Source organism: Polaromonas sp. P5_D5 (assembly GCF_054049435.1).
Window position 1 is genome coordinate 1015955 of the sequence record NZ_JBFUMJ010000002.1, and the last position, 24849, is coordinate 1040803.

26 protein-coding genes are annotated in these 24849 nt (G+C 62.1%); 8 read left to right on the forward strand and 18 right to left on the reverse strand.

The genetic code is table 11. From position 1 onward, the window contains the following. Window positions 1-74: 74 nt before the first annotated feature. On the forward strand, window positions 75-1268 hold the full coding sequence (locus tag ACXJKE_RS11390; RefSeq protein WP_457280682.1) for a PLP-dependent transferase: 1194 nt from the start codon (window positions 75-77) through the stop codon (window positions 1266-1268). A gap of 67 nt (window positions 1269-1335) precedes the next feature. After that, a complete protein-coding gene (locus tag ACXJKE_RS11395) occupies window positions 1336-1521 on the forward strand; it encodes a hypothetical protein (protein ID WP_457280683.1) in 186 nt (61 codons plus the stop codon). Between the two features lie 153 nt (window positions 1522-1674). Here ACXJKE_RS11395 and mnmH read toward each other — a convergent pair whose 3' ends face one another. Together mnmH and ACXJKE_RS11405 are read right to left on the reverse strand one after the other, a co-directional pair. Next, entirely contained in the window at window positions 1675-2742 is a 1068-nt protein-coding gene (gene mnmH, locus ACXJKE_RS11400; RefSeq protein ID WP_457280684.1) for a tRNA 2-selenouridine(34) synthase MnmH, read from the reverse strand. After that, window positions 2739-3344 carry an arylesterase gene (locus tag ACXJKE_RS11405; protein ID WP_457280986.1) on the reverse strand — a complete coding sequence of 202 codons (606 nt, stop codon included), beginning with the start codon at window positions 3342-3344 and terminating at the stop codon, window positions 2739-2741. The genes mnmH and ACXJKE_RS11405 overlap by 4 nt, the downstream gene beginning before the upstream one ends. A gap of 103 nt (window positions 3345-3447) precedes the next feature. On the opposite strand from ACXJKE_RS11405, the gene ACXJKE_RS11410 reads away from it, so the two are divergent. Continuing rightward, complete coding sequence (locus tag ACXJKE_RS11410) at window positions 3448-4194, forward strand: ABC transporter ATP-binding protein (protein WP_457280685.1); 747 nt, start codon at window positions 3448-3450, stop codon at window positions 4192-4194. Between the two features lie 112 nt (window positions 4195-4306). On the opposite strand, the gene ACXJKE_RS11415 is transcribed toward ACXJKE_RS11410, so the two are convergent. Both ACXJKE_RS11415 and ACXJKE_RS11420 read right to left on the reverse strand, forming a co-directional pair. Continuing rightward, window positions 4307-6586: a protein kinase domain-containing protein gene (locus ACXJKE_RS11415; RefSeq protein WP_457280686.1), complete on the reverse strand. Its 2280-nt coding sequence runs from the start codon at window positions 6584-6586 to the stop codon at window positions 4307-4309. A gap of 59 nt (window positions 6587-6645) precedes the next feature. Next, the gene (locus tag ACXJKE_RS11420) at window positions 6646-7524 is read right to left on the reverse strand and encodes a c-type heme family protein (RefSeq protein WP_457280687.1); all 879 of its coding nucleotides are present in this window, start codon (window positions 7522-7524) and stop codon (window positions 6646-6648) included. Window positions 7525-7683: 159 nt separating this feature from the next. Between ACXJKE_RS11420 and rlmB the strand changes: the two genes are divergently transcribed. Both rlmB and ACXJKE_RS11430 read left to right on the forward strand, forming a co-directional pair. Next, window positions 7684-8436 (forward strand): 23S rRNA (guanosine(2251)-2'-O)-methyltransferase RlmB, encoded by a 753-nt coding sequence (rlmB, locus tag ACXJKE_RS11425; protein WP_457280688.1) that lies wholly within the window; start codon window positions 7684-7686, stop codon window positions 8434-8436. Beyond that, entirely contained in the window at window positions 8433-9584 is a 1152-nt protein-coding gene (locus ACXJKE_RS11430; RefSeq protein WP_457280689.1) for an NAD(P)/FAD-dependent oxidoreductase, read from the forward strand. The genes rlmB and ACXJKE_RS11430 overlap by 4 nt, the downstream gene beginning before the upstream one ends. A gap of 18 nt (window positions 9585-9602) precedes the next feature. On the opposite strand, the gene ACXJKE_RS11435 is transcribed toward ACXJKE_RS11430, so the two are convergent. The 4 genes from ACXJKE_RS11435 to ACXJKE_RS11450 all read right to left on the reverse strand — a co-directional run bounded on the left by ACXJKE_RS11435 (window position 9603) and on the right by ACXJKE_RS11450 (window position 12337). Continuing rightward, window positions 9603-10187 carry a chromate transporter gene (locus tag ACXJKE_RS11435; protein WP_457280690.1) on the reverse strand — a complete coding sequence of 195 codons (585 nt, stop codon included), beginning with the start codon at window positions 10185-10187 and terminating at the stop codon, window positions 9603-9605. Continuing rightward, window positions 10184-10759: a chromate transporter gene (locus ACXJKE_RS11440; RefSeq protein WP_457280691.1), complete on the reverse strand. Its 576-nt coding sequence runs from the start codon at window positions 10757-10759 to the stop codon at window positions 10184-10186. The genes ACXJKE_RS11435 and ACXJKE_RS11440 overlap by 4 nt, the downstream gene beginning before the upstream one ends. Window positions 10760-10923: 164 nt before the next feature. Beyond that, window positions 10924-11913, reverse strand: coding sequence for a bifunctional helix-turn-helix transcriptional regulator/GNAT family N-acetyltransferase (locus tag ACXJKE_RS11445; protein WP_457280692.1), 990 nt, complete (start codon window positions 11911-11913; stop codon window positions 10924-10926). Between the two features lie 67 nt (window positions 11914-11980). Next, window positions 11981-12337 (reverse strand): cupin domain-containing protein, encoded by a 357-nt coding sequence (locus ACXJKE_RS11450; protein WP_457280693.1) that lies wholly within the window; start codon window positions 12335-12337, stop codon window positions 11981-11983. 98 nt (window positions 12338-12435) lie between these two features. On the opposite strand from ACXJKE_RS11450, the gene ACXJKE_RS11455 reads away from it, so the two are divergent. Continuing rightward, the gene (locus ACXJKE_RS11455; RefSeq protein WP_457280694.1) at window positions 12436-13293 is read left to right on the forward strand and encodes an AraC family ligand binding domain-containing protein; all 858 of its coding nucleotides are present in this window, start codon (window positions 12436-12438) and stop codon (window positions 13291-13293) included. Window positions 13294-13295: 2 nt separating this feature from the next. Here the strand turns inward: ACXJKE_RS11455 and ACXJKE_RS11460 are convergent, their stop codons facing one another. Then, window positions 13296-13646 (reverse strand): hypothetical protein, encoded by a 351-nt coding sequence (locus ACXJKE_RS11460; protein WP_457280695.1) that lies wholly within the window; start codon window positions 13644-13646, stop codon window positions 13296-13298. A 272-nt stretch (window positions 13647-13918) separates the two neighbouring features. Between ACXJKE_RS11460 and ACXJKE_RS11465 the strand changes: the two genes are divergently transcribed. After that, window positions 13919-14524: a hypothetical protein gene (locus tag ACXJKE_RS11465; RefSeq protein WP_457280696.1), complete on the forward strand. Its 606-nt coding sequence runs from the start codon at window positions 13919-13921 to the stop codon at window positions 14522-14524. 64 nt (window positions 14525-14588) lie between these two features. Here the strand turns inward: ACXJKE_RS11465 and fabG are convergent, their stop codons facing one another. The 4 genes from fabG to ACXJKE_RS11485 form a co-directional block, all read right to left on the reverse strand. After that, the gene (gene fabG, locus ACXJKE_RS11470) at window positions 14589-15332 is read right to left on the reverse strand and encodes a 3-oxoacyl-ACP reductase FabG (RefSeq protein ID WP_457280697.1); all 744 of its coding nucleotides are present in this window, start codon (window positions 15330-15332) and stop codon (window positions 14589-14591) included. A gap of 65 nt (window positions 15333-15397) precedes the next feature. Next, window positions 15398-17545 (reverse strand): 3-hydroxyacyl-CoA dehydrogenase NAD-binding domain-containing protein, encoded by a 2148-nt coding sequence (locus tag ACXJKE_RS11475; protein WP_457280698.1) that lies wholly within the window; start codon window positions 17543-17545, stop codon window positions 15398-15400. Window positions 17546-17550: 5 nt separating this feature from the next. After that, the gene (locus ACXJKE_RS11480; protein WP_457280699.1) at window positions 17551-18759 is read right to left on the reverse strand and encodes an acetyl-CoA C-acetyltransferase; all 1209 of its coding nucleotides are present in this window, start codon (window positions 18757-18759) and stop codon (window positions 17551-17553) included. A gap of 196 nt (window positions 18760-18955) precedes the next feature. Next, window positions 18956-19360: a GFA family protein gene (locus tag ACXJKE_RS11485; protein ID WP_457280700.1), complete on the reverse strand. Its 405-nt coding sequence runs from the start codon at window positions 19358-19360 to the stop codon at window positions 18956-18958. A 61-nt stretch (window positions 19361-19421) separates the two neighbouring features. Here ACXJKE_RS11485 and ACXJKE_RS11490 point away from each other — a divergent pair, with 61 nt between their 5' ends. After that, window positions 19422-19937 (forward strand): MarR family winged helix-turn-helix transcriptional regulator, encoded by a 516-nt coding sequence (locus ACXJKE_RS11490; RefSeq protein ID WP_457280701.1) that lies wholly within the window; start codon window positions 19422-19424, stop codon window positions 19935-19937. Between the two features lie 35 nt (window positions 19938-19972). Here the strand turns inward: ACXJKE_RS11490 and ACXJKE_RS11495 are convergent, their stop codons facing one another. The 5 genes from ACXJKE_RS11495 to xylF form a co-directional block, all read right to left on the reverse strand. Further along, window positions 19973-20143, reverse strand: coding sequence for a hypothetical protein (locus ACXJKE_RS11495; RefSeq protein ID WP_457280702.1), 171 nt, complete (start codon window positions 20141-20143; stop codon window positions 19973-19975). 103 nt (window positions 20144-20246) lie between these two features. After that, entirely contained in the window at window positions 20247-21425 is a 1179-nt protein-coding gene (locus ACXJKE_RS11500; RefSeq protein WP_457280703.1) for an ROK family protein, read from the reverse strand. Window positions 21426-21440: 15 nt separating this feature from the next. After that, entirely contained in the window at window positions 21441-22220 is a 780-nt protein-coding gene (locus tag ACXJKE_RS11505; RefSeq protein ID WP_457280704.1) for an ATP-binding cassette domain-containing protein, read from the reverse strand. 305 nt (window positions 22221-22525) lie between these two features. Continuing rightward, window positions 22526-23656 (reverse strand): sugar ABC transporter permease, encoded by a 1131-nt coding sequence (locus ACXJKE_RS11510; protein WP_457280987.1) that lies wholly within the window; start codon window positions 23654-23656, stop codon window positions 22526-22528. A 162-nt stretch (window positions 23657-23818) separates the two neighbouring features. Then, window positions 23819-24835 carry a D-xylose ABC transporter substrate-binding protein gene (gene xylF / locus ACXJKE_RS11515; RefSeq protein WP_457280705.1) on the reverse strand — a complete coding sequence of 339 codons (1017 nt, stop codon included), beginning with the start codon at window positions 24833-24835 and terminating at the stop codon, window positions 23819-23821. Window positions 24836-24849 lie beyond the last annotated feature (14 nt).

Sequence of the window (24849 nt, forward strand, 5' to 3'; positions counted from 1 at the left end):
TCGTGTGTCCATGATGGCCGGATCACCCCCAACGAGGGTTGAGCAAGACCGGAAAACTGCCGTAATATCCCCACATGAGCGATTCTCCATCCGACATTTCCACCACCCTGATCCACCACCCGTACAAGCCACCCGCCGGCTTTGACGCCATCCCGCCCGGGGTCTACAAAGCCTCTACCATTGCATTCCCGACCGTCGCCGCGCTGCGCACCCGCGACTGGAAGCACAAGACCGGCTACACCTACGGCCTGCACGGCACGCCGACCACCTTCACGCTGGAAGAGCGCATCGCCACCCTGGAAGGAGGCAAGTACTGCACCCTGGTGCCCAGCGGCCTGGCGGCAGTGGTGCTGGTTGGCATGGCGCTGCTCAAGGCCGGCGACGAGCTGCTGATTCCCGACAACGCCTACGGGCCCAACAAGAGCTTCGCGCAGGGCGAACTGGCCGCCTGGGGCATCACCCACCGCTTCTACGACGCGATGAACCCCGCAGACCTCGCCGCCAAGCTGGGCCCCAAAACCCGGCTGGTATGGATCGAAGCGCCGGGCTCCATCACGCTGGAGTTTCCCGACATGCCGGCGCTGGTCGCCGCGGTCAAGGCGCACCAGAATGCGCATCCCGCCGGCATCGTGACCGCACTCGACAACACCTGGGGCGCCGGCCTGGCTTTCAATGCGTTTGACCTGGGGCTCGATATTTCGGTCCAGGCCCTGACCAAATACCCCAGCGGTGGTGCCGATGTACTGATGGGCTCCGTCGTCACGCGCGACGAGGCGCTGCACCACCTGGTCCATTTTTGCCACATGCGCGTGGGTTATGGCGTGGGCGGCAACGATGCCGAACTGGTGTTGCGCGGCCTTAACAGCATGGCCTTGCGTTATGCCGCCCAGGATGCTGCGACGCGGGAGCTGGCCGGCTGGCTGCAAACCCGGCCGCAAATCGCAGCCATGCTGCATCCAGCGTTGCCCGGCTCGCCTGGCCATGAAACCTGGAAACGCGACAGCAGGGGCGCCGCCTGCCTGATGAGTGCCGTTTTCAAGCCGGAGTTCACGCAGGACCGGGTGGACCGCTTTTGTGACAGTCTCAAGCTCTTCAAACTGGGCTACAGCTGGGCGGGCCCCATGAGCCTGTGCGCGCCGTACGACATACCGGCCCTGCGCACCACCACGCCATGGCCATACAAGGGGGGCCTGGTGCGCTTTTCGGTGGGCCTGGAGGCCGTTGCAGACCTGCAGGCGGACATTGCCCAGGCGCTGGAAAAAGCCTGACCAAAGGCTTGGCATACCGTGACGGCAATGCAGTACAGTAAGGGTTACCTATTCACGAAAGCACGCAGTGGCAACTCCCAATTACTCTTACGAAAAGCGCCAGAAAGAGCTTGCGAAAAAACGCAAAAAAGAAGAAAAGCTCAAGCGCAAGGCAGAGGGCAAGCCGGACGATGCCGCTGACGACGGGACCGATACGCCCGATGTCGACGGTGAGGCGCCCGGTGGCCTTCCACCTGTAGACCCGGCCCCCTGAGCCTCCCGATTCTTGATGAAAAAAGGCTATAGCCCTTGATGGACAAGCGCAAGAAGCTATTGATTTGATAGCAACAAAACGCAAAAAAGCCAAAAAAACGGCAGGCAATCAAAAACCCGGCAACACCTGTGAAGGTCAGCCGGGTTTGTCGTTTCAGGGGGCGGAATTTTCAGCCTGTAGGGCTTGCGCCAGCGCGGTCATGGCTGCGGTGCTGTGATCCTGCGGCGAAAGCACACGGGCCGTGGCATGCCCGGAAAAATTGCGCTGCATCGACTGCAGGTAACCTGGGTCGTAGTGCTTGACCAGCAACTCACGCACCACGGAAGCCACGTCGCCGCTGCGGGCGCGGGCCTGCCAGTCCTGCACTGTGGCCTTGCCGCGTGCTTCCGTCAGTGCGCCCAGGCGCTCGCAGAAGAACGCGATGTCCTTTACGAAAAAGTCATAGTCTTCCAGCAGCAGGGCCACCCGTTCATCTTCGGGCAGGTCCAGCTGCAGGCAAGGGCTGGCCCGCATGGCGGTGATCAGGCCTTCCGGCACGGCCACATTGCCGACTTTCTTGCTTTCACTTTCAATGTAGACCGGCTGGGCCGGATCAAAACGTTTCAGCGCAGCCCAGATGCTGCTGTCAAACGCCTTCTGGCTGGGCTGCTGCACGCCGGGGATGGCGCCCAGCACCGAGCTGCGGTGGTTGGCCAGCGCTTCCAGGTCCAACACCTGCGCGCCTTCGGCCGCCAGGGCCTGCAGCAGCCGGGTCTTGCCCGAACCTGTGGGGCCGCACACCACCCGGTAGTTAAAGCGGCCGGCCAGCTGCGGCAAATCCGCCACCAGCGCGGCGCGAAATGCCTTGTAACCGCCGTCCACCAGCGTCACCTTGAAGCCGATCTGGTCCAGCACCAGCGCCAGCGAGCCGCTGCGCTTGCCGCCGCGCCAGCAGTACAGCAGCGGTTGCCATTCGCGGGGTTTGTCCAGTACATCACGCTGGATGTGCTCGGCAATGTTTTTGGCCACCAGCGCCGCGCCCAGTTTTTTGGCTTCGAACTGGCTGATCTGCTTGTATTTGGTGCCGACGATTTTGCGTTCCTCGTCGTGCAGGCTGGGCCAGTTCACCGCGCCCGGGAGGTGGTCTTCGGCGTATTCGCCTTCGCTGCGGGCGTCAATCACCCCGGAATAACGTCCGAGCGTTTCGAGCGCTTCTTCGGCGGAAATGCGGTCCAGGCTCACTTGACCAGTTTCTTCAGCTCGGGCCACACATTGGCAAGCATCTTCGCCTGCGACTGCTCGTTCGGGTGGATCCGGTCAGCCTGGAAGTTGGCCACCGGGTCGGCCGCGTCGGCAATGCCCTTGAGAAAGAAGGGCACCAGGGCCACTTTTTCCGCCTTGGCAACCTTGCCGAACAGCCCTGAAAACGTGGCCGCGTAGGCACTGCCGTAGTTGGGCGGTACCTGCATGCCCACCAGCAGCACCCGGGCCCCTGTTTTTTTGGACGCCTGCGTCATCGTGACAAGATTCTTTTCGGTCATGTCCAGCGGCAATCCCCGCAGTGCATCGTTGCCGCCCAGCTCAATCACCACCACCGCAGGCTTGTGCCGTGCCAGCAGCGCCGGGAGGCGTGAACTGCCGCCCGAAGTGGTGTCGCCACTGATGCTGGCGTTGACGACTTTGGCAGTCTTTTTTTCGCTGGCAAGCTGTTTTTCAAGCAGCGGCACCCAGCCGGTTCCGCGTTTCAGGCCGTATTCGGCGCTGAGTGAATCACCGACCACCAGAATGGTTTCCCCTTTGGGCGCCGGCGTTTGCGCCATTGCCGCCGGAGCGCCGCCACCCATCACGGCGGCCACAAGCAGCGCCCCGAAAGGTTTTAGCAAACGTTTTGCCGCCGCAAGGGCAAGCTTGGTAAAGTCTGAATTCATATTTCCTGACAAGGCCGACATGTTTGAACCCGTGGTGAGTGGCGTGAATGATGGTTCCAGGGCTACGGCTTCCGCTGTGCCCGCACCGTCCCCGACGTCTTCAATTATTTCCGTTGAGCATGTTTTCAAGTCAGTCACGGACTCCACCGGCACATTGGCCATTTTGCGCGATATTGACTTCGCCCTGGCCCCGCGGGAAACCGCTGCCATTGTCGGTGCGTCGGGTTCCGGCAAAAGCACCTTGCTGTCCATCATCGCAGGGCTGGACACGCCCACGCAGGGCACGGTCAGGCTGGCGGGGCAGGACATCTTTGCAATCAGCGAAGACGACCGGGCCGCCCTGCGTGCGCAGAAGGTCGGGTTTGTCTTCCAGAGCTTTCAGCTCATGGGCAATTTGACGGCGCTTGAGAACGTCATGCTGCCGCTGGAGCTGTCGGGCGCCAAAAACGCACGCTCGCTGGCCACCGACATGCTCAAGCGTGTCGGCCTGGGGGAGCGGCTGGGCCACTACCCGAAAGTGTTGTCGGGTGGCGAACAGCAGCGTGTGGCGCTGGCCCGTGCTTTTGTGGTGCAGCCGGCGGTGCTGCTGGCCGATGAGCCGACAGGCAGCCTGGACTTTGCCACCGGCGAGACGGTGATGTCGCTGATGTTTGAGCTCAACCGCGAACTCGGCACGACCCTGGTACTGGTGACGCATGACCAGGCCATCGCGTCGCGCTGTGAGCGTCGCATCACCATTGATGCGGGGCGTGTCAGCCCGGCGTGATGCCGAGAGTTCCCCAGCGGAAAAGCATAAGGGGAAATGGCCTGAAGGCCTTTGTCATCGGGCGCAAGCAGCTATCAAAAGCATAGCGTATTGCGGGGCGTAAAAGCCGCCCTCAGCGCCCGCCGTGCATTTTCTGCGCGATGGCCAGAAATTTCGCGCGATCATCAGGCCGGTCAATCTGCTGCGCCAAAGCGTGGATCAGTGCCAGAAAGGTAAGCTGCCGGGCTGCTTCCTTGCGCACCAGGGTTTTGGCGAGCGGGCCGATATGCTGGCTGAGCGCGCGTTCCAGCTGCGCCTGCAGCTCCGCATTGAAATTCTGCACATTGATTGATGTGGAGGATGCCGAGGTCGTTCCGGATGTCGTTGCCGACGTGGACAGGGGCCGGCTCATGTCGCTGCGCAAGGGGCGGGAAAACGTCGAGGAAATGGGCCGGCTGTAGCTGCTGCTGCCGCCGGTAGACCGCAATGGGCCACTGGCGCCATGCAACCCCGAATTCACCGTCGCGCTGGCGTGGCGCGGCTTCAGGAAGGCTTCGCGGGCCGTCGCATCGGGAATGGAAATGGCCAGCAGGTCGCGGAGCCCCTGGGCGCTGACCGTGCGCGGAATGGCTTTCTTGACCAGCACCTTGGCCAGCGGCCCGATGGCCTTGGCCAGCTCGTTTTCAATTTCCAGCGCGATTTCCGGGGTGAGCGACGCCAGCGCGGCAAAAGAGGCGGTGTGTTCGAACTCCATGTTGCGGGACATCGGCGCGGCCGGTGCGGCGTTCGGGTCCAGCACCGCATAGATCTCGTGCGAGCGCAGATGCTTGTCCATGTGCGGGCCGAGGTAGTCGAAGAGGCTGGCGGCGCTGTCGGTGATGCGTGAAATCACGTCGTAATAGGCACGCGAGACCACGATCTGGTTGGGCCTGGAAAAGTCCATGATGCGCTGAGCCACATTGATGCCGTCGCCCACCACATTGACGCGGTTGTTGATGTCAAACACCATGCGGATTGGCCCCAGGTGCAGGCCCACCCTCAGGGACAGCTTGCGGCCGTACTTTTGTACCAGCAGGTCGCGCAGCAGCAGGGCCGACTGCAGGGCCTCTTCGGGGTCGCCCAGAAAGCAGATCGCCGCGCCGTCGCCGGTGTCGATCATGATGCGCGACGACTCCTTCACGCCGCCGATGGCCTTGGTGATGAGTTCGTTGAACAGGGTCTTCAGTGCCACCTGTTGGTCAACCGAATAGGTGGAGTAGGACACCAGGTCCAGGAACATGATCGTGCCCAGTACGTTCTTGCGCAGGTTTTCGGCACTGTTGAGCGGAATGGACTGGGAATTGGCCGCGTAGGCGAGCACGGCGCTTTCGGACAGCAGCTTGCTTGTCTTTGTGGTTGACGTATCGGTCTGCGGCGCTACCGTCGCTACCGGGGCAATGGCGGCTGTGTTGGACGACGGGTTGGCGGCGCGGATGGTCTGCGTCTTGAGAAAGTCCGAGCTGATCAGGGCCTGGCGCAGGGCTCCGACGTCCTGCGGGCGCTGTGTTTCGTTGGGCATCATGGCCCAGTCGATGGCGCGCAGCAGGGGCGCACCGAAGACCACCGCGCTGGCCGTGTCGGCCGCCTTGGGCATGGTGTCCTCGCGCACCCGCGAGGCCGACTCCATGGGCTTGTGGCCCGTCGTCATCCAGTACATCACCGCACCCAGCGAATAGACGTCCGTCCAAGGCCCCTGGTGGCCCTTGCTGTGGTACTGCTCAAACGGTGCGAAGCCCGGGCTCACGATGTTGGTCATGTCGTGGTTGCCGGTCACGCGCCGGGCGGCACCGAAGTCGAGCAGCACCGGCGTGCCGTCGGCGCGGATGTAGATGTTGTCCGGCTTGATGTCGCGGTGCAGGAAATTCACCTTGTGCACCGCTTCCAGCCCGTCCATCAACGGGTAGATGATCTTCAGCAGGCCCTGCTGGTCCAGCGCCGGCTGCCTGGCCAGCCAGCGCTTGAGCGGGTCGCCGGACTCGTATTCCATGACGATGTAGGCGGTCCCGTTTTGCTTGAAGTAACGCAGCACCCGCACGATGTTTGGGTGGCGAAAGGACGCCAGCGCCCGCGCTTCGTCGAGGAAACGCTCCAGCCCCCAATTGAACTGGCCGTTGTTCGCGCTTGAGCGCACGTGCACTGACAGGTCTTCCGAACGCACGGCCAGGTCGCCGGGAAAGTACTCCTTGATGGCTACCGGCAGCTGCAGGTTGATGTCCTGCGCCAGATAGGTGATGCCGAAGCCGCCACCGCCCAGCATCTTGTCGATGCGATATTCAAAAACGGTTTGCCCCGGCAGAAGCGCAGCCGCGTCCTTGCCTTCGCCGCCTGTGGGACGCACGGGCAGGGCTTGCGTTGTTTCTTCCGGTTCTTCCATTCGTGGGATCGATTCGTGGGGGCTGAGGGTGCCTGTGAATTATTGAGCCCGGCCGGACATCAGGCGCCGTGGTCGATCATCTGCATGGCTTTTTCGAGGCTGCGCCGCATGCGGTTGAACGCGCCGCCGAGCACGGACACTTCGTCTTTTCCGCCGTCAGCGAATTCCGGTACATCAAAGTCACCGGTGCTCACCTTGTCGGCGGCCTGGGACATGCGGCGGATAGGCCGCACGATGAGCCAGCTCAGCATCAGGTTAAGTACGACAAAAACCACGGCGAAGACAGTTGCCAGTGAGACCATGAAGGTCTTGAAGGTGCGGTCTGCGTTGCGGATGGGAATGTCCATGGGAACGGTGACAACCTGCGCGCCGATGATTTCGTTGTGTTTCCAGCCGAAGCCGTTGGCCTCGCCGTAGATCTTGATCATGCTGGCGGGCGCATTGGCCGGCACGCTGTGGCACTGCAGGCACGCCGCGTTGGTGATCTGAATGGGCTTGGCTATATAAAGCAGGCGGCCGGTGGCGGCGGCACGCTCGGAAATCAGTTCTTTCGATTCGGCGTTCTGGCGGAATTGCTGGACGATGTCCGCTTCCCAGTCGGTGGCGCGGTCGCGCGGGTTGGTCGGGTTCAGCGTGGCTTCCTTGTAGCCGTAGTCACGGTACTTTTTCTGGATGTGGCCCAGCGTTTCGGTGGCGGCGTAGGCCGGAACGGTCTGGGGCAGGAACACTTCCTCGAGTTGTTTGTCCAGGTGCGGCTTGATCTGCTCGACGGTGTAGGCCCGTACGGAAAGCGCGGTGTCCATCATGAGGCGGGCGTTGCGCAGAACCTCTTCGCGCGCATTGTCCTGCAGCAGCTGGCGCGAGATGTAGCCGGCCGCGGCAAAGCCGGCCAAAAAAACCACGACCAGCACCAAATTGAATTTCAGTCTCAAGCCCATAGCGCCTCCAGGTGCCCTGCAGTCAGCAGAGCGGGATTATTCAACAGGTTCAACAAATTGTTACTATTTTAGTCCTGCCCGGAGGCCATTGTGCCCCGCTCGTCGCACCCGATACACCGGTAGTAATGCCAATTACGGCCAACAGTGATAATCGCTGCCATGTCTTCTTCTCCCAAAGTGCTTTTTGGCTTCCATGCCGTCGGCGTTCGTATCAAAACAGCGCCCCAATCCGTCCTGGAAGTGTTTTTCGATGTGTCCCGCCGCGATGCGCGCATGCGCCAGTTCACGGACCGGGCCCGGGAGGCGGGTGTGCGGTTGATCGAATCCGACGGTTTGCGCCTGGCAAAGATGTGCGGCAGCCACGGCCACCAGGGCGTTGTGGCCCGGGTCGACGCACTGGCGCAGGTCAAATCGCTCGACGAATTGCTGGAGCAACTCGAAGAAGCCGGTGTGGCCCAGCCGCTGCTGCTGGTGCTCGACGGCGTGACCGACCCACACAACCTCGGCGCCTGCCTGCGTGTGGCCGATGGCGCCGGCGCCCATGCTGTCATCGCGCCCAAGGACCACGCGGCCGGCATCAACGCGACCGTCGCCAAGGTCGCCAGTGGCGCCGCCGAAACCATGCCTTATTTCATGGTGACCAACCTGGCCCGCACCCTCGGCGAGCTCAAGGAACGCAACATCTGGTGCATAGGCACCAGCGACGATGCGGAAAAAACAATTTACGACGTGGACCTGAAATGCCCCGTGGCGCTGGTGCTCGGCGCTGAAGGTGAGGGCATGCGCCAGCTCACGCGCAAGACTTGCGATGAACTGGTCAGCATCCCGATGCATGGCGCGGTGGAAAGCCTGAATGTGTCCGTAGCCAGCGGGGTGTGCCTGTACGAAGCCCTGCGCCAGCGCAGGGCATGACGACGCCGCAGCACTTCGACCTGGTCGTCATAGGCGCCAGTTTTGCCGGGCTGGCCTGCGCGCGCGCCGCGGCCAGGGCGGGCCTGCAGGTCGCCATTGTCGAAAAGAAGACTTCTTCCGGCGACAAGCTGCACACCACCGGCATCATCGTGAAAGATGCCATAGACACCATCCCGTGGTTGCGGCAAGTACCCGCGGCGCTGGTGCGGCAGGTGGACGGTGTGAGGCTTTATTCGCCCAATCTTCGCCATGTCGATCTGCACGCGCCCGGGTATTACTTCTGGGCAACCGATACACCGGCCCTGCTGGACTGGATGTGTGCGTCCGTCGTGGCGGACGGTGTCACCTTGCTGGCCGGCACGCTGTTCGAGCAGGCTGCGCGAGACAGCGGCGGTTGGGCCGTGTCGGTCAAGTCGGTCACCTCGCAGGAGCCGATGGTGCTGCAGGCCCGCTACCTGGTCGGCGCCGACGGCCCCCATTCACGTGTGGCCAAGGCTTTGGGCCTGTCGCTCAATACCCAGTTTCTCTTTGGCATCGAGCATGAATACGGCCAGGCCCGGCTGGATGCCAACCTGCTGCACTGCTTCATAGACCGTCAGCTCGCGCCCGGCTACATCGGCTGGGCCGTTGCGGGTGCCGGCATTCACCAGATCGGGCTGGCCAGGCGGATGTCGCCTTCAGGCGCGTCCGTGCCTGCCAAACAGGCATGGATGGGTGCTTTCATGGAAAAAATCGCGCCGCATGTGGATGTCGGCAACGCAAGTCCGCTGGCGACGCGCGCCGGCATGATTCCCTGCGGCGGGGTGCTGAAGCGGGTGTCCGATGCACGCGTCATGCTGGTCGGTGACGCTGCCGGCATGGTGTCGCCCGTGACGGCCGGTGGCATCCATACGGCCCTGCAGCATGGCGATGCGGTGGGCAGCGCGGTAGCCGCCTTTTTGCAGGAGGGCGCGGTCGACGGCAGCGACCCGGCCGATCCGGCGCAAGGGCTGGTGCGGCACTATCCGAAGTTCCGCGCCAAGCGCACCTTACGCTGGCTGTTTGACCGCTTTCAGGCAGACTGGATCTTCAATATGGCCCTGGACACCGAACCCATGCGGCAGGCTGCGCGCATGGTGTACTTTCACCGGCGCGGCAAACCAGAGTAGCCGCCCCGGAACGGGCCTCTAGACCAGCCCATACCAGCCCAGCAATGCGCCGGCGCCCAGCAGCCACAGCAGATGGATCTTGCTGCGCCAGACAATCACGGCGGTGGTGGCCGCCAGCAACCACACCGGCCAGTCTTTCAGCGAACTGCCGTTGGCGGTGGCCAATATCCAGCTTGTCGCGATCAGCAAGGCCACCACAATGGGCCCCATGCCCTGCTTGAAAGCCCGCACCGCGCGCAGCTCGCGGTTGCGGTGCCCCCACTGCGCAGCCAGGTAGGTGAGGGTGGTGCTCGGAATCAGGATGCCCAGCATCGCCAGGAAAACGCCCAGCAGCCCGGTCAGCATGCCCCCTGCGTTCAGCCCCACATTCCAGCCCAGCAAAGCGATGAACAGCACATTCGGCCCGGGGGCTGATTGCGCAATGGCAATGGACGCGTTGAACTGCGCGTCGGTCAACCAGTGCTGTTTGTCGACCAGGAAACGGTGCATGTCGGGAGCGGTGGTGATGGCCCCGCCTATCGACAGCAGCGACAGCGAGAGGTAATGCAGGAAGAGGTCCAACCACTCCCGCGCGCCGAAGACGAGGTGCAGCGATTCGGTCATGGTGCCAGCCTGCGGTAAGCGAGCACACAGGCCACGCCGCCCAGCCCCAGCAGCACATAGGCCAGGGGAAAGCGCAGCAGGGCGATGGCCACGAAACATGCCACACCGAACGCGGCGCACAGCTGCAGGCCCAGCACGTTTTTCTTGAGCGCGCCGAACAGTTTCAGGCCGGTCGCGCCGATCAGCCCGGCTGCCACGGCGCCCATGCCGCGCAGCGCGCCAGCCACGCCGGGATGCCCGGCAAACTGGGCATAGACCACCGCCAGCAGCAGCACGAGCACCAGCGGCACGGTCAGCATGCCGGCCAGCGCGGCCAGGGCGCCCTTGAGGCCGAAGTAGCGGCCACCTATCATCAGTGAGATGTTGACTACATTGGGCCCGGGCATGATTTGCGCGACGGCCCAGTCTTCAATGAATTCCTCGCGCGTCATCCAGCGCTTTTTTTCGACCAGCTCGCGTTGCACGACAGCCAGTACACCGCCAAAGCCCTGAAGCGCCAGCAAGGTGAATGAGATGAAAAGGTCGGAGAGGGATCGGGGTTTCGGGTGGTCTTCGGCGGGAGGGGTGCTCATGCACCAATTATCGCCGCTTCATTGATGCACCACAGCCCGTACACAGGAGACCAAGGGCCGCCGTTTGCTATTAATAAGATAGCTGCTTGCGCTCGTTGGATATGGGCTGGAGGCCAAAATGGCGTAAATTTTTGAGCCAGCGCCCGACATGCCCTGCATGGCGGCTACAGCCGCAGCTCCCAGGTTTCGCCCACCAGGTTTTCTTTCCCAAAGCCATGGTAGGGCTCGCTCCTGGTCAGCTTGAAACCACGCCTGGCGTAAATGGCGCGCGCTGCGTCCAGGCAGCTGTTGGTCCAGAGCACCATTTTTTTGTAGCTCTTGCTGCGCGCAAATGTGATGCACTCGTCGGCCAGGCGCCCGCCCAGGCCAAGTCCGCGCGCCTGCGGCGTGAGGATCAACATGCGCAGCTGGGCCACGGTGGCTGATTTACGCGCCACAAACACCGCGCCCGCCCGCTCACCGTCGACTTCGGCTACCCAGCACTTCTCCCACTCCGGCTGGTGGTTCTTGAGGTACTTGCCGGCAATATCGGCCACCAAGGCCTCGAACTCGCTGTTCCAGCCGTATTCACGCGCGTAAATTTCACCGTGTTGCTGCACCACCCAGCCGATGTCGCCGGGCCCGGGGTCGCGCAACAGCACGGTTCGTGTTGCGGCAGGTTCCGTGCTGCTGGCCAAAAGCCGCTGCACCGTGGTCATGGCCGTCACCACCTTTTGCTGGTGGTCCGGCGCCAGCGCGGCCAGCAGGGCGGCGGCTTCGTCACGGGAGCGCTGCTGCAGCGGCGCAAATGCAGCGTGGCCGGCCTTGGTCAGCTTCAGCAGGCTTTGCCGCGCGTCCGCTGGCGAAGACGCGCGCGCCAGCCAGCCTTGGCTTTCGAAGCGGCGCAGGATGCGGCTCAGGTAACCCGCGTCCAGCGCCAGGTCGCGCCCCAGCTCAGTGGCCGTGGGCTGGTCGCGGTGGGCCAGTTCATACAACACCCGCACCTCCGTCAGCGAAAACTCGCTGTCCAGATAAGGGTCCAGCACGCCGATGCGCTGGGTGTAGAAGCGGTTAAAGCTTCGCACGGCCTTGACGTGGGCTGTAGAAGCGGAGGGCGCTCCAGTCTGGGGCGGGGCAGGCGTGCTTGAGGCGGTGGTATTAATTGACGAGGCCATGGCTGATATCGTCAATCAATTAGTTGACAAAGTCAAGTATCTAGCATTTGCCCGGTCTCAACCGGCCTCAGATCACCCGGCGCGGCGCCGCTGTGGCCGCATCGCCGCTGTTGGGCGCGCCGGTCGGCTCAATCAGCAGCAGGTGCGCCTCTTGCGGTGCCCGCGGACGATGACGCACGCCGCGCGGCACCACATACAGCTGGCCGGGCTTGAGCGTAACGGTGGGCTGGCCGTCGATGTCGATGTGCAGCTCGCCCTTGAGCACCAGGAAGAAGTCGTCGCTCTCCGGGTGCGAATGCCAGCTGAATTCCCCCTGCACCTTGACGACCATCACGTCGTGCCCGTTGAACTCGCTCACGGTGCGCGGCTGCCAGTGGCCTTCAAAGGTCGCGAGCTTGGTCTGCAGGTCTACGGCTTCTTTCATGTGAACTCCTCTTTCATGGCGGTTGAATGCGGTTGAAGGGGAGTCTCCTTGTCCAGGGCTACCGCGTCTTGTACGATTGTTTCCTTTACGATTGTTTCATGCACGACGCCCAGGCCCCCACGCCCAAAGACTGGGCCCGCTTTCGTCCCGGCGCACTCGCCGGTGTGACGCAGATGAACGCGCACTTCACCGAACACACCTTCGAGCGCCACAGCCACGAAACCTATTCCATCGGCGTCACCGCCTCCGGCGTGCAGACCTTTCACTGCGGCGGCACGCTGCACGCCAGCCTGCGCGGCGATGTGATTCTTTTTAATCCCGACGAGCCGCATGACGGCCAGCGCGGCACGCAGGAAGGCTTTGGCTACAGCATGCTGTATGTGTCGCAGCAGGTGGTGAACGAATGCCGCGACAAGGAAGCTGGCCTCGACATGGCGGCCTACTTTTGCCAACCTGTGGTGCGCGACGCCGCCATGGGTCGTGCGCTGACGCGAGCCATAGGCGCAGGCGGTCAGGCGCAGGAGTCGCTGCGCGCTGAAGAGCTCACGCGCAATGTGCTGGTGCGCTTGCTGCAGCGCTATGGAGAGCGGCGCTCAGGCGATGATGTGAAGCTGGCTGGCGTTGCACGCATGGCCCGCATTCGCGACTACCTGCGCAGCCACTTCGACCAGGACATCACCGTCGATGCCTTCGCAGGCGAGGCCGGCTTGTCGCGTGTTCACCTGACCCGCGCCTTCGCCCGGCAGTTTGGCGTTCCGCCGCATATCTACCTCAACGCCGTGCGCATCGAACGCGCCCAGTCAGCCATGCTGGCCGGGCAGGGCCTGGCCGAGGTGGCCGCTGCCTGCGGTTTTGCCGACCAGAGCCATTTCAGCCGGCGCTTCAAGGGGAGTGTGGGTTTGTCGCCGGGGGCGTGGCTGCGGCAGATGAAGCCTTCCGCGGCCACAATCGGGTGAATCTATTGCAGGTCGGCAAATAAGGATTCCCCGCGGTCAAGCGGGTCCACAACCACGTTATAGATCTCATTGATGCGCCAGATCGGGGTTTCATAGGCGGCCTGGCCCTGCACCCTCACCAGAAATGCGCTTTTCCTTTCGTGAGCGGCAAGGGTCAGCTCACAGGAGAACTCGATTTGCCCTGTGTCCGTCGAAATGGCGCTCACGAGTTCATGCGCGGCAAGCGAGAGGCGCTCGGCGCTTTCGTGAGGCAAGAGTTGGTCAACCTCATAGGTCCGCAGCACGATCGCAGTGATGCGATCGATGAGGTCGTCAACTACCGAGTTCGGATTTGTGACCATCTGTGGGTGCATTTTGTGGATTCTCCTGCATCTCCCAAAGAACTAAAAAGCTATATCTATATTGCAGATTGTCATGAGCGGCATGTTGAATCGTGGAAGCCGTGAATAGGCAACAGGATTGGCTATTTGCCCGCACCAGCCTATTTTTGAAGAATACAGCTCGCAAGTTGCACGCATAGAATCGCCAGCAAGCATGGGCGCGTCTTGTTTGCTTCAAGGTCGGCCCCCCGAGAGCACGGAACGGCCGTCACCATGTTGAGTCATCAATCATTCCAGAGGATCCCTTGAAAAAAGTATTGCTACTTCTCGCCATTGCTCTTCTTTCAGCTTGCGCGACTACATCTTTTCGCTCGAACGCGCCTGAATTCGCGGGAGAGAATCGTGTAAGTTCGGTTTACGTCTACTCATTTCTTGACTTGCGTGAAGGAGCTCTGGGAAGGAAATTCCTGGCAGAAGTAAAGCGTCAGCTAAATGATTCATTGAGCAAGGAAAATATCTCGTCCAAGCAACTTTGGTTTAACGATTCCCCATTTGCCACCCAGTTCTCCCTGGAAGAAAAAGGCCCAAACCCTTCCAACACCAGTACACGTGTTCCAGTTGAAGAGGTAATCAAGGCCACACAGGACGAAGAAAGACTTTTTGGCGCTTCGCATCGTTTGATTGTGTTTCCTGCCTCGGTCATGCAATCTAATACCGGAGCAAGTTTTAGTATCCGATGGTCTTTAGTCGATCTAAAGACCAATCAAACTGTCTGGGCCACTACTTCAGTGAGCAACCACGCGAAATGGTTTCTTGGTGATGAGAACCCGGAAGCACGAGCTACCACTTTTGTTGAAGAGTTGATGAGCGAGCTTAGAAAATCAAAAGCTATCCGTGAGCGCAGGGCCTGATTGTTCGGTCAAGCATGGTTCCCGACAGCAGGAAGTCATTTTCGCGATACCACCCGATACCACCCTAGACCGACATCCCACCAGAAACCTCAATCACTGCCCCATTGATATAACTCGCCTCATCGCTCGCGAGGAAGGCATAGACATTGGCAATCTCCTCGGGCCGTCCGAGGCGCCTGAGCGGCACATGGGCCTCCATCTCCTTCAGTACCTTGTCGGGGATAGTGCTGAGGATGGGCGTTGAAATAAAACCGGGGGCCACGGCATTCACGCGCACGCCCTTGGGGCCCAGTTCGCGGCTCCAGGTTTTGGTGAAGCCGATCACGCCGAACTTGCTGGCGGCGTAATTCGTCTGGCCGAAGTTGCCGTAGATGCCGACGACTGAACTCGCATTGAGGATCACGCCGCTGCCTTGCGTTGTCATGGTGTCGGCCACGGCTTGTGCGCAGTGAAAGACGCCGCGCAGGTTCACGTCGATCACCTTGTCGAACTGTTCGAGCGTCATTTTCTGCAGGCGTGCGTCCTGGGTGATGCCGGCGTTGTTGACCAGCACGTCGACGCGGCCGAACTGGTCTTTGACCTTGCCGACCACCGCATCCACCATGGCGCGCTGGGTCACATCCATCACATAACCGACGGCCTGCGCGCCCAGGGCCTGGCACTGCTTGACGGCATCATCCACCCCGGCTTGTTTCACGTCGCAGACGATGACGGTGGCGCCTTCCTGGGCAAACTTGAGTGCGGTGGCCAGACCAATGCCCTGGGCTGCGCCGGTGATGATGCTGATCTTGTTTTGGAGTCTTGGCATGAAGTGGATATTTGGATATGGATCGATGAGATGAATGGGAGGATGGGTGAGTTAAACGAAGCAGCTCAGTAAACCGGCTGATGCTGGCGAATCGCATCTTTGACCGCACCCGTGAGCGTAAAGCCGGGCCCGAATTTTTTGGCCAGTTCGCCGCAGCGCGAGACAAAGGCGTCAATCCCCATGCCGTAGATAAACTGCATCGCGCCGCCGGTCCAGGCCGGAAAGCCGATGCCGAAGATGGAGCCGATGTTGGCGTCATGCACGGTGGTCAGCACCCCTTCGCTGAGGCATCGGGCAGTCTCCACAGCCTGGCGGTAAAGCAGCCGGTCTTTGAGTTCGTTGATGTCCCAGGCGGCGCCGGGTTTTTCAAACAGGGGCTTGAGTTCGGGCCACAGGTGTTTTTTCGCGCCTGGCTCGGTGGGGTAGTCGTAAAAGCCACCACCGGCCGCGCGGCCGGGGCGCTTCAACTCTTTTACCATCCGTTCGACCAGCAGCTCGCCGGGCGTGGCGGTGTAGGTCTTGCCCTCTGCGGTGAAGTCGGTGCGTGTCTGGTCCAGCACGTGCACGCTCAGTGACAACGCGGTTTCGTCCAGCACGGCCAGCGGGCCGACGGGCATGCCGGCCTGGATACCGGCATTTTCAATCGCGGCGGCGGGAATGCCTTCGCCCAGCATGGCCGCGCCTTCCATCACAAAGGTGCCGAAGGTGCGGCTGGTGTAAAAGCCGCGCGCATCGTTCACCACGATGGGGATCTTGCCCAGGGCCTGCACGTAGTCGAAAGCGCTGGCCACGGTTTCGTCGTCGGTCTGCTTGCCGCGAATGATCTCGACCAGCTTCATCTTGTCGACAGGGCTGAAGAAGTGGATGCCGATGAATTTTTCGGGCCTGTCGCTTGCCGTGGCCAGGCTGCTGATGGGCAAGGTTGAGGTGTTGGATGCGAAGAAACCGCCGGGTGCCAGCAAAGGCTCGGCCTCCTGAGTCACTTTGGCCTTGAGGTCGCGCCGCTCGAAGACGGCCTCGATGATGAGGTCGCAGCCGGCCAGTTCCGCAACCTGGTCGGTCGCGGTGATGCGAGAGAGCAGGGCGCTTTGCTCGGCGGCCGTCATGCGGCCCTTCTCCACACGCGGCGCGGTGATCTTGCTGCTGTAAGCCTTGCCGGCTTCGGCCTTGTCCTGGCTCACGTCCTTGAGCACGGTGGCAATGCCTTTGCTGGCTTGTGCGTAAGCGATGCCCGCACCCATCATGCCGGCGCCCAGCAGGCCGACCTTGGCAGGCCTGAAACGCCCTACGCCTTTGGGCCGCGACTGCCCGCTCTTGATGGCGTTCATGTCGAAGAAAAAGGTGTTGATCATGGCCTTGGCATTGGTGCCCGTCATGAGTTTGGCGAGGTAGCGGCTTTCGATGCGAAAGGCGGTTTCCAGGTCCACCTGTGTGCCTTCCACCATGCAGGCCAGGATGGCTTCAGGCGCGGGGTAGAGGCCGCGCGTCTGCTTTTTGAGCATGGCGGGCGCGGCGCTGAGCGCCGCGGCGATCTTGGGGTTGGCCGGCGTGCCGCCCGGGATTTTGTAGTCCCGGGCTTCCCAGGGGTGCTGGGCTGTGGGGTTGGTGGCGATCCAGGCAAGTGCTTTGCCGCGCAGCTCATCGGCATCGGCCACCAGCTCGTGCACCAGTCCCAGCTCAAGCGCCTCACGCGGGTTAAAGGTTTTACCTTCGACCAGATAGGGTTGCGCGCCCATCAAGCCAAGGTGGCGCGTCATCTTGCTCACGCCGCTGGCGCCCGGCAGCAGGCCCAGCGTGACCTCGGGCAGGCCAAACTGCGTTTTACGGTCGTCCACCGCCACGCGGTAGTGGGCGACCAATGCGACTTCCCAGCCGCCGCCCAGTGCCGTGCCGTTAAGGCAACTAGCCACGGGGATGCCCAGCGTTTCGAGGGTACGGAAGTTTTTCTTGACGCGTTCGATCTCTGCGTAGGCCTTGGGCGCGTCGGCCGGTGTGAGGCGCATCACGGCCTTCAAGTCAGCGCCGGCAAAAAAAGTGCTTTTGGCGGAGGCGAGGATGATGCCTTTGAGGGCGTCTTTGTCTTTCACCACCTGCGCGGTGACTTCAGTGAGATCGTCCTGCCACTGCAGGCACATGGTGTTGACGGGGGAGTCTGGTTCGTCAAACGTGATGGTGGCAATGCCGCCCTCGATTTGGTACTGGATGGTCTTCATGGCATTCAGACTCTTTCAACAATCGTTGCGATGCCCATGCCGCCACCCACGCACAGCGTGGCCAGGCCGTAGCGCAGCTTGCGCCTGTGCAGCTCGTCGATCAGTGTGCCGAGGATCATCGCGCCGGTGGCGCCCAGCGGGTGGCCCATGGCAATGGCGCCGCCGTTCACGTTGACCTTGTCGTGCGGCACCTTCATCTCTTTCATGAAGCGCATCACCACGGCGGCAAAGGCCTCGTTGACTTCGAACAGGTCGATCTGCTCCACCGTCATGCCGGCCCTGGCAAGTGCCTTGCGCGTGGCGGGCATGGGGCCGGTCAGCATGATGGTCGGGTCGGCGCCGCTCAGTGCGGCGGCCACGATGCGGGCGCGCGGCTTGAGGCCATGGGTTTTGCCGGCGGCTTCCGAGCCCACCAGTACGGCGGCCGCGCCGTCCACGATGCCCGACGAATTGCCGGCGTGGTGCACGTGGTGGATGCGCTCGACCTGCGGATAGCGCTGCAGCGCCACCGCATCAAAGCCCATGCCGCCCAGCTGGTCGAAGGCAGGCTTGAGTGAAGCCAGGCCCTCCAGCGTGGTGTGGGGTTTGATGAATTCGTCTTCGGCCAGAATCGTCTGGCCCAGAAAATCCCTGACTGGTACGACGGAGCTGGCGAAGTGGCCGGCGGCGCGGGCTTTGGCAGCGCGCTGCTGGCTTTCGAGCGCAAAGGCGTCCACGTCGGCGCGGCTGAAACCTTCCATCGTGGCGATCAGGTCGGCGCCTATACCTTGCGGCACAAACAGGGTGGCGCTGTTGGTTTCCGGGTCTTGCGCCCAGGCGCCGCCGTCGGCGCCAATCGGTACACGGCTCATGCTCTCGACGCCACCGGCCACCACCAGGTCTTCCCAGCCGGAGCGCACTTTTTGCGCGGCCATGTTCACAGCCTCCAGACCCGAGGCGCAAAAGCGGTTGACTTGCACGCCCGAGGCGCGGAAATCCCAGCCTGCCTTGAGCGCGGCCACCTTGGCAATCACCGCACCCTGTTCACCCACCGGTGAAACCACGCCCATCACTACGTCGTCGATGGCCGCAGTGTCGAAGCCGCTGCGCCGTTGCAGGTCGGTCAGCACGCCGGCCAGCAGGTTGACGGGCTTGACCTCATGCAGGCTGCCGTCTTTTTTGCCTTTGCCGCGCGGCGTGCGGATGGCGTCGTAGATAAAGGCTTCGATGCTCATGATGGCTTTCCTCGGGAAGGCGGGAACGCAGGGCTGGCGGGGAGGGGCCGTTGAAGTATATGCATTTCGCCAAGCAGTCGCTTTGCATAAATAGACGAACGGAAAGCCGCGTTGTGTTGTAGTGGGCTGAGGCCGGACCTGACCTTCCTCAATTCCTGACCGACATCGTTCAGGGGAGGTGGATGCCCGCGATGAATCAGAGGTGCCGTGTCTCGGCAGGGGTGTTCCACCAGGCGTTGTTGCGCCCGTCCGCGTAGTTGACCGGCGCGCTGATCAGTTCAGCCGGTTCGGCGTTGTCCAGCGCGGCGATGTTGATGGATACATAGTCGCCGCCTATCTGCTCCACGTAACCCCGACCGAAAGGCCGCACGCCGCAGTGCCTGCAAAACAAGTGGTGGCCGCTTTTGGTGCCGAACTGGTAGTCGTTCAGTTCGTTCTCGCCGGCCAGCAGCCGAAATGCGTCGGGTTTGATGATGGCGCCCCAGTTGCGGGTTTTGGTGCAGATGGAGCAATTGCAGCGGCCCGTGCCTTTGCTGAGGTCGATGTCGGCTTCAAAGCGGACGGCGCCGCAGTGGCAGCTTCCGGTATAGGTCTTTTGCATGGGGTGAACTCCTTGACGGTTGCAGGTTGTTGGGAATATCCGGATATGACAGAATGTTGTCATGTCTGAAAGTATAGTTAAACGACAGCATGCTGTCAAATTAGAAATTGCCAACGAAGAGGTCAAGCGCACGCCGGCCGCCAATTCCCTGAGTTGGCTGGTGGTGCAGGTGATGCAGCTCAACGGCTTGTTGACGGCGGCCGGCGATGCGCTGGCGGCGCCGGCCGGGCAGACTTCGGCGCGCTGGCAGGTGCTGGCTGCTGTGGAGGACGCGCCGCTGTCGGTGGCACAGATCGCACGCGCCATGAACCTGACGCGGCAAAGCGTGCAGCGCGTGGCGGATTTACTGGTGGAAGAGGAGCTCAGCGTCTATGAAAACAATCCGGCTCATGCACGCGCCAAGCTGCTGCGGCTTACGGCCAAAGGTCGCAAGGCCTTGCAAACCATACAGGCAGGGCAAAAAGTATGGGCCAATGCGTTGGCTGAGGGGATGAATGAGGCTCAGCTACGCGCCGCGAGCGCCGTGCTGGCGCAGTTGCAGCAGGCCTTGATGGCGCAGGAAGCGCCGCAGGAATAGTGGGAGATTGGTGTGAGATTGCCGGCGCGTGCCGCTTAAGACGGGTCTTTGCTGCGCGTGCGGCTCACGGCGCTGAAGATTCCTATCCCCAGGAAGATCAGCGCACCTATGCCGATGTACAGATGCGGCACGCCGGCCACCACGGCACCCCAGATGACACCGGCCAGGAAAATCACGAAACCGATCATGTAAAGCGCAAAAGACATTTTCTTCTCCACGAAATGTTGTGGCACCACTATGCGTGCCTTGGTGCCGGCGCTTTATCGGGTAGATGCGCTGATGGGTGTCAGCGAGGGCCTACGAATGGTTTCAGGAGGCTGTGGCCAATTCCGTCACCCGGGGCTTGAAGCCCTCCGGGAGGCCATTGCTCACGAGGCGGCCGCGGGGATGCATGGGACGCAGATATTGGTGCAGCACCAGGGCGGCAGCACCCACCGCTGAAGCCAGCAGACCGTAACGCGCCACGCGCACCATGGGAGCAGTTACGCCGGCATGGGTGGCGTAGTTTTGCAGCGTCTGCCTGGCAACCTCCACCAATTCCGGAAAATGCTGACAGGATGCGCCGCCCACCACCAGCACGCTGGGGTCGAAAGTGGTCCAAAGGTTCTGCAGCAGCACACCCAGGTAGTGTCCCGACCGGCGAGCGTCCGCCAGCTGGCCCAGAGCGCCCGAACCGATGAAGGCTTCTGCACATCCACGCCGTCCGCAGGAGCACGCGGGACCGTCGAGTTCCAGAATGCTGTGGCCGATCTCGCCGGCCATGCCCCGCATGCCGGTGAACAGCCGGTCGTTGAGCACGATGCCCGCGCCCACGCCGACATCGCAGGTCACAAAAATCAGCGAGTCCTTGCCGTCGTTCTCCGAGAATTCGTATTCGCTCAGCGCGGCCGTGTCCGCTTCGTTTTGCACGTGCACCGGTACCGGGGGCAGGCCTGCATGAATCAGTGCCTGGGTGATCTGCGGCAAGAAGTCCACGTTGCGCCAACCAAGGTTGGGGGCAAATCGGACCACACCGGTGGTTTCGTCAAACGCGCCGGGCAGGCCGATGCCCACACCTGAAAGTTGCGCGCCGCGCAATACCAGCTGCGCCTGGGCCAGCACTGTCAGATCGGCAATCTGGCTGCAGACGTCTTGCGGCCGTGTGCCGCGCAAAGGTTCTTGCGTTGACCACAGCACTTGCCCCAACAGGGACACGCTCACCACACGCAAGGTGTCGACTGCCACTTCCACACCAATCAGGCCGCGCGACCGGCAGTCGATTTGCAGGGGCGTGGAGGGCCGCCCCACACCGTTGGCGGCGGCCATGCTGATTTCACTGAGCCAGCCTTCATCAATGAGTTCGCGCACCAACAGGCTGACCGTCGACTTGGTCAACCCGCTATGGTTGGCCAGTTGCGCGCGCGAGCGCCCCGGCTGGTTGCGCAGCAAGCGCATCAGCACACTGCGGTTGATGCGTTTGACGAGTTGCTGGTCACCTGTGGTTTTCATGGCCGATGGCATGGTTCAGGCTATGCGGTGCGGCGCCTGCGTTTTCCCTTCCGGCTGCTTGCCGGCGATGATCATGCCGAGAATCTGGTCTTCGTTCAGGTCGGCCGTGCGGTAGGTGCCGATCAGGCGGCCGTTTTTCATTACCGACAGGCGGTCGCTGAGCGAAAAAACATCCTGCATGTCATGCGTGATCAGGAAAATGCCCACGCCTTCGGCCTTGAGCTGCAGAACCAGGTTGGCCACCATGGCGGACTCCTCCGGGCCCAAGGCGGCGCAGGGTTCGTCCATGATCAGTATGCGGGCATTGAAATAAATGGCGCGCGAGATGGCCACCACCTGGCGCTGCCCGCCCGAGAGGCGCCGCACCGGGGTGTGGATGTTGGTGAAGTTTTTATTCAGGCGCCCAAATACCTTGCGTGCCTGCGCCTCCATGAAGTAGTCGTCCAGCGTATTCCAGGCCGTCATTTTTTCACGGCCCAGAAAAAGGTTGGCCACGGCGTCCAGGTTGTCGGCGAGCGCCAGCGTCTGGTAGATGGTCTCGATGCCCTGGTGCTGTGCATCGGCCGGGGTCCGGAGATTCACTTTCTGCCCCATCACATGGATCTCGCCCGAATCGATAGGGAAAGCGCCGGCCAGCATTTTCATGAGGGTTGATTTGCCCGCGCCGTTGTGGCCCAAGACGGCGACAACTTCGCCTGGGTACAGGTTCAGGTTCACGCCGTCCACGGCATGAACGCCGCCAAAGGCCTTGCGGATGTCCTTGAATTCGACCAGGGGTTCGGTAGTGATTTGCATTTCAGTGATCCATTGCGCTGCGCGCCACCCGCGACACATGAAACCGCACGGCAAAGGCCAGGGACACCGCGGAACCGGCTTCGCCGGGCCGCTGGTGTGCCTTGCAGGCCGCGTGGCTGCCGGAGGCAGCCACCGCTCGACCCGTCCAGACCGACGCAGGTCGGTCTGGAGCCGCGGGTCTCGCCCCCCTTGAGGGGCTGAGAGCCGCGGCTCCAAGCCTGCCTGCGCAGGCTTGGACGGCTTCGAAGGGCCTCCGCCTCTGGCGGAGGTGCCGGGCGCCGAAGGCGCTTCGGGGGTGTTTCATCCTAGTTTTCCTGCGCCCACTTGCGGTAGAGCACGTCAAATACCACCGCCACAATCAGCACCTGCCCGATGATGATCATGCGTTTTCCGATGGAGACGTCCAGCAGCAGCATGCCGCTGTCCAGCGACTGCATGATGAGGGCGCCTAACACCGAGCCGATGATGGTGCCACTGCCTCCGGCCAGTGCAGTACCGCCGATCACCGCGGCGGCAATCACGAACAACTCCATGCCGGTGCCCAGCGAGTTGGTGCCTGCGTTCAGGCGGGCCACCGACACGATCGCCGCGATGGTGATGAGCACGGCGAGCAGGGCAAACAACATGAGCGTCACCCGCTTGACCGGTATGCCGACCAGTACAGCAGCGTCGGGGTTGCCGCCCATGGCGTAAACATAGCGGCCAAAACGGGTGCGCTGGGAGATGAAGGACATCACCACCGCCACGGCCGCCCAGATGAGCACCGGGATCGGGATGCCCTGGGGAGCGTCCTTGTTGGTGACCAGATAGCTGTTCATGGTGGCAGCGAACGCGGCCAGCAGGGCCACCGGTGCCGCCACCAGCAGTACATCCACCCACACGGGTTGGTTGGGCATCTCATGGCGCGTAGAGGCACGGCGGCGCAACAGCATGCGAATCACCAGAACCAGGCTCACACAGACGGTCAGGACCCAGGTGGCGGTCACGCCGATGCCACCGTCATAGCCGCCACCGAGTTGCAGAAAAGTCTCGTCGCTGACGGGCTGGGTCTTGCCGTCGGCCACCAGAAAAGCCGCGCCGCGCAAGGACATCAGCCCTCCCAGCGTGACCACAAAAGACGGGACGCCGAGCATGGCGGTCAGCCATCCCTGGTATACCGACACCACCAGCGCCGCAGCCAGCCCGGCGAGTGAGGCCGCCGGCCAGGACCATCCCAGGGTGTATTGAAGATAGGCGATGAGCACGCCGACAAAACCGATCACCGAACCGACCGACAGGTCAATATGCCGGGCCACAATGATCAGCACCATGACAGTGGACACGATGCCCACCACCGCTGTTTGCTGGGCAATGTTGTAGAGGTTCTCAGGCGACAGGAAAATGCCGCCCGACAGGACCTGGAATACGCCCGCCAGGACGGCGAGCACGCCCCCCATGAACACCAGCCGCCAGTCGACAGCAGCGTTGCGCAGGAATCGAACGGGAAATTGCATGGTTTTGAGGATGCAGCACTCCCCAAGGCAACCTACAGGCCGGTTGCCTTGCCTGCTTGCGCAGAACGGGGAGCAGGTGGTTGAACGCCTGTATTAAAGCCTGTATTACTTGCAGGCCGCGACGTTGCCCGTGACACCCTTGCAGAGTTCGTCTTTCTTGATCCAGCCGGCTTTCACCACCACATCGAGGTTGTCGCGGGTAATAGGCACGGGCTTGAGGAACTGGGCCTGCAGGGCGATCTTTTTCTCGCCACCATTCCAGGAGGTCGCGCCGTCGACTTTTTTGCCGGCACCCAGATTGACAGCTGCGCTGGCCGCCTGTTTACCGAGGTCGCGCGCATCTTTCCACACCGACACGGTCTGGGTGCCCATGGCCACACGGTTCAGGGCGGCAAAGTCACCGTCCTGGCCGGACACCGGCACGCCCTTGAGGCCTTTGGAACTCAGCGCCGCCACGACACCGCCAGCGGTGCCGTCATTGGAGGCCACCACAGCATCGACTTTGCCGCCGTTCTTGGTCAGGATCTGTTCCATGTTTTTCTGCGCGACTTCGGGTTTCCAGCCCTCGGTGTATTCCTCACCCACGATCTTGATGTCGCCTTTCTTGACGGCGGCATCAATGATTTCCTGCTGGCCCTCGCGCAGGAAATTGGCATTCGGATCGGTGGGAGAGCCCTTGATCATCACGTAGTTGCCCTTGGGCTTGGCCTGGAACACCGCACGGGCCTGCATGCGGCCGACTTCCTTGTTGTCGAAGGTGATGTAGAACACGCCGGGTGCCTCGATCAGGCGGTCGTAGGCAATAACCGGCACTTTTTGTTTGGTGGCCTTGTTCACGGCGGGCAGGATGGCGTCCTTGTCCATGGCCAGCACGATCAGGACCTTGGCGCCCTTGGCCATCAGGCCGTCAATGTCCGCCAGTTGTTTTTCGGGGGAGCCCGCGGCGTCTGCGCTGATGTACTTGGCGCCCAGCTTTTCAAGCTGCGTCTTGATGGCGGCCTCATCGGTTTTCCAGCGCTCCTCCTGGAAGTTGGACCAGCTGACGCCGACAGTGACCTGCGCAAATGCGCCGGCAGCGGCCAGGCTGAGTGCCATTGCGGTGAGGGAATTTTTTAGTTTCATGAATGTCTCCGATA

Coding starts and splice junctions, on each gene's coding strand:
- ACXJKE_RS11390 (WP_457280682.1), top strand. CDS start 75: ATGAGCGATTCTCCATCCGACATTTCCACCACCCTGATCCACCACCCG.
- ACXJKE_RS11405 (WP_457280986.1), bottom strand. CDS start 3,344: ATGGGTGGCGGCGCTCCGGCGGCAATGGCGCAAACGCCGGCGCCCAAA.
- ACXJKE_RS11410 (WP_457280685.1), top strand. CDS start 3,448: ATGTTTGAACCCGTGGTGAGTGGCGTGAATGATGGTTCCAGGGCTACG.
- ACXJKE_RS11415 (WP_457280686.1), bottom strand. CDS start 6,586: ATGGAAGAACCGGAAGAAACAACGCAAGCCCTGCCCGTGCGTCCCACA.
- ACXJKE_RS11420 (WP_457280687.1), bottom strand. CDS start 7,524: ATGGGCTTGAGACTGAAATTCAATTTGGTGCTGGTCGTGGTTTTTTTG.
- rlmB (WP_457280688.1), top strand. CDS start 7,684: ATGTCTTCTTCTCCCAAAGTGCTTTTTGGCTTCCATGCCGTCGGCGTT.
- ACXJKE_RS11430 (WP_457280689.1), top strand. CDS start 8,433: ATGACGACGCCGCAGCACTTCGACCTGGTCGTCATAGGCGCCAGTTTT.
- ACXJKE_RS11435 (WP_457280690.1), bottom strand. CDS start 10,187: ATGACCGAATCGCTGCACCTCGTCTTCGGCGCGCGGGAGTGGTTGGAC.
- ACXJKE_RS11440 (WP_457280691.1), bottom strand. CDS start 10,759: ATGAGCACCCCTCCCGCCGAAGACCACCCGAAACCCCGATCCCTCTCC.
- ACXJKE_RS11445 (WP_457280692.1), bottom strand. CDS start 11,913: ATGGCCTCGTCAATTAATACCACCGCCTCAAGCACGCCTGCCCCGCCC.
- ACXJKE_RS11450 (WP_457280693.1), bottom strand. CDS start 12,337: ATGAAAGAAGCCGTAGACCTGCAGACCAAGCTCGCGACCTTTGAAGGC.
- ACXJKE_RS11455 (WP_457280694.1), top strand. CDS start 12,436: ATGCACGACGCCCAGGCCCCCACGCCCAAAGACTGGGCCCGCTTTCGT.
- ACXJKE_RS11460 (WP_457280695.1), bottom strand. CDS start 13,646: ATGCACCCACAGATGGTCACAAATCCGAACTCGGTAGTTGACGACCTC.
- fabG (WP_457280697.1), bottom strand. CDS start 15,332: ATGCCAAGACTCCAAAACAAGATCAGCATCATCACCGGCGCAGCCCAG.
- ACXJKE_RS11475 (WP_457280698.1), bottom strand. CDS start 17,545: ATGAAGACCATCCAGTACCAAATCGAGGGCGGCATTGCCACCATCACG.
- ACXJKE_RS11480 (WP_457280699.1), bottom strand. CDS start 18,759: ATGAGCATCGAAGCCTTTATCTACGACGCCATCCGCACGCCGCGCGGC.
- ACXJKE_RS11485 (WP_457280700.1), bottom strand. CDS start 19,360: ATGCAAAAGACCTATACCGGAAGCTGCCACTGCGGCGCCGTCCGCTTT.
- ACXJKE_RS11490 (WP_457280701.1), top strand. CDS start 19,422: ATGTCTGAAAGTATAGTTAAACGACAGCATGCTGTCAAATTAGAAATT.
- ACXJKE_RS11495 (WP_457280702.1), bottom strand. CDS start 20,143: ATGTCTTTTGCGCTTTACATGATCGGTTTCGTGATTTTCCTGGCCGGT.
- ACXJKE_RS11500 (WP_457280703.1), bottom strand. CDS start 21,425: ATGAAAACCACAGGTGACCAGCAACTCGTCAAACGCATCAACCGCAGT.
- ACXJKE_RS11505 (WP_457280704.1), bottom strand. CDS start 22,220: ATGCAAATCACTACCGAACCCCTGGTCGAATTCAAGGACATCCGCAAG.
- ACXJKE_RS11510 (WP_457280987.1), bottom strand. CDS start 23,656: ATGGGGGGCGTGCTCGCCGTCCTGGCGGGCGTATTCCAGGTCCTGTCG.
- xylF (WP_457280705.1), bottom strand. CDS start 24,835: ATGAAACTAAAAAATTCCCTCACCGCAATGGCACTCAGCCTGGCCGCT.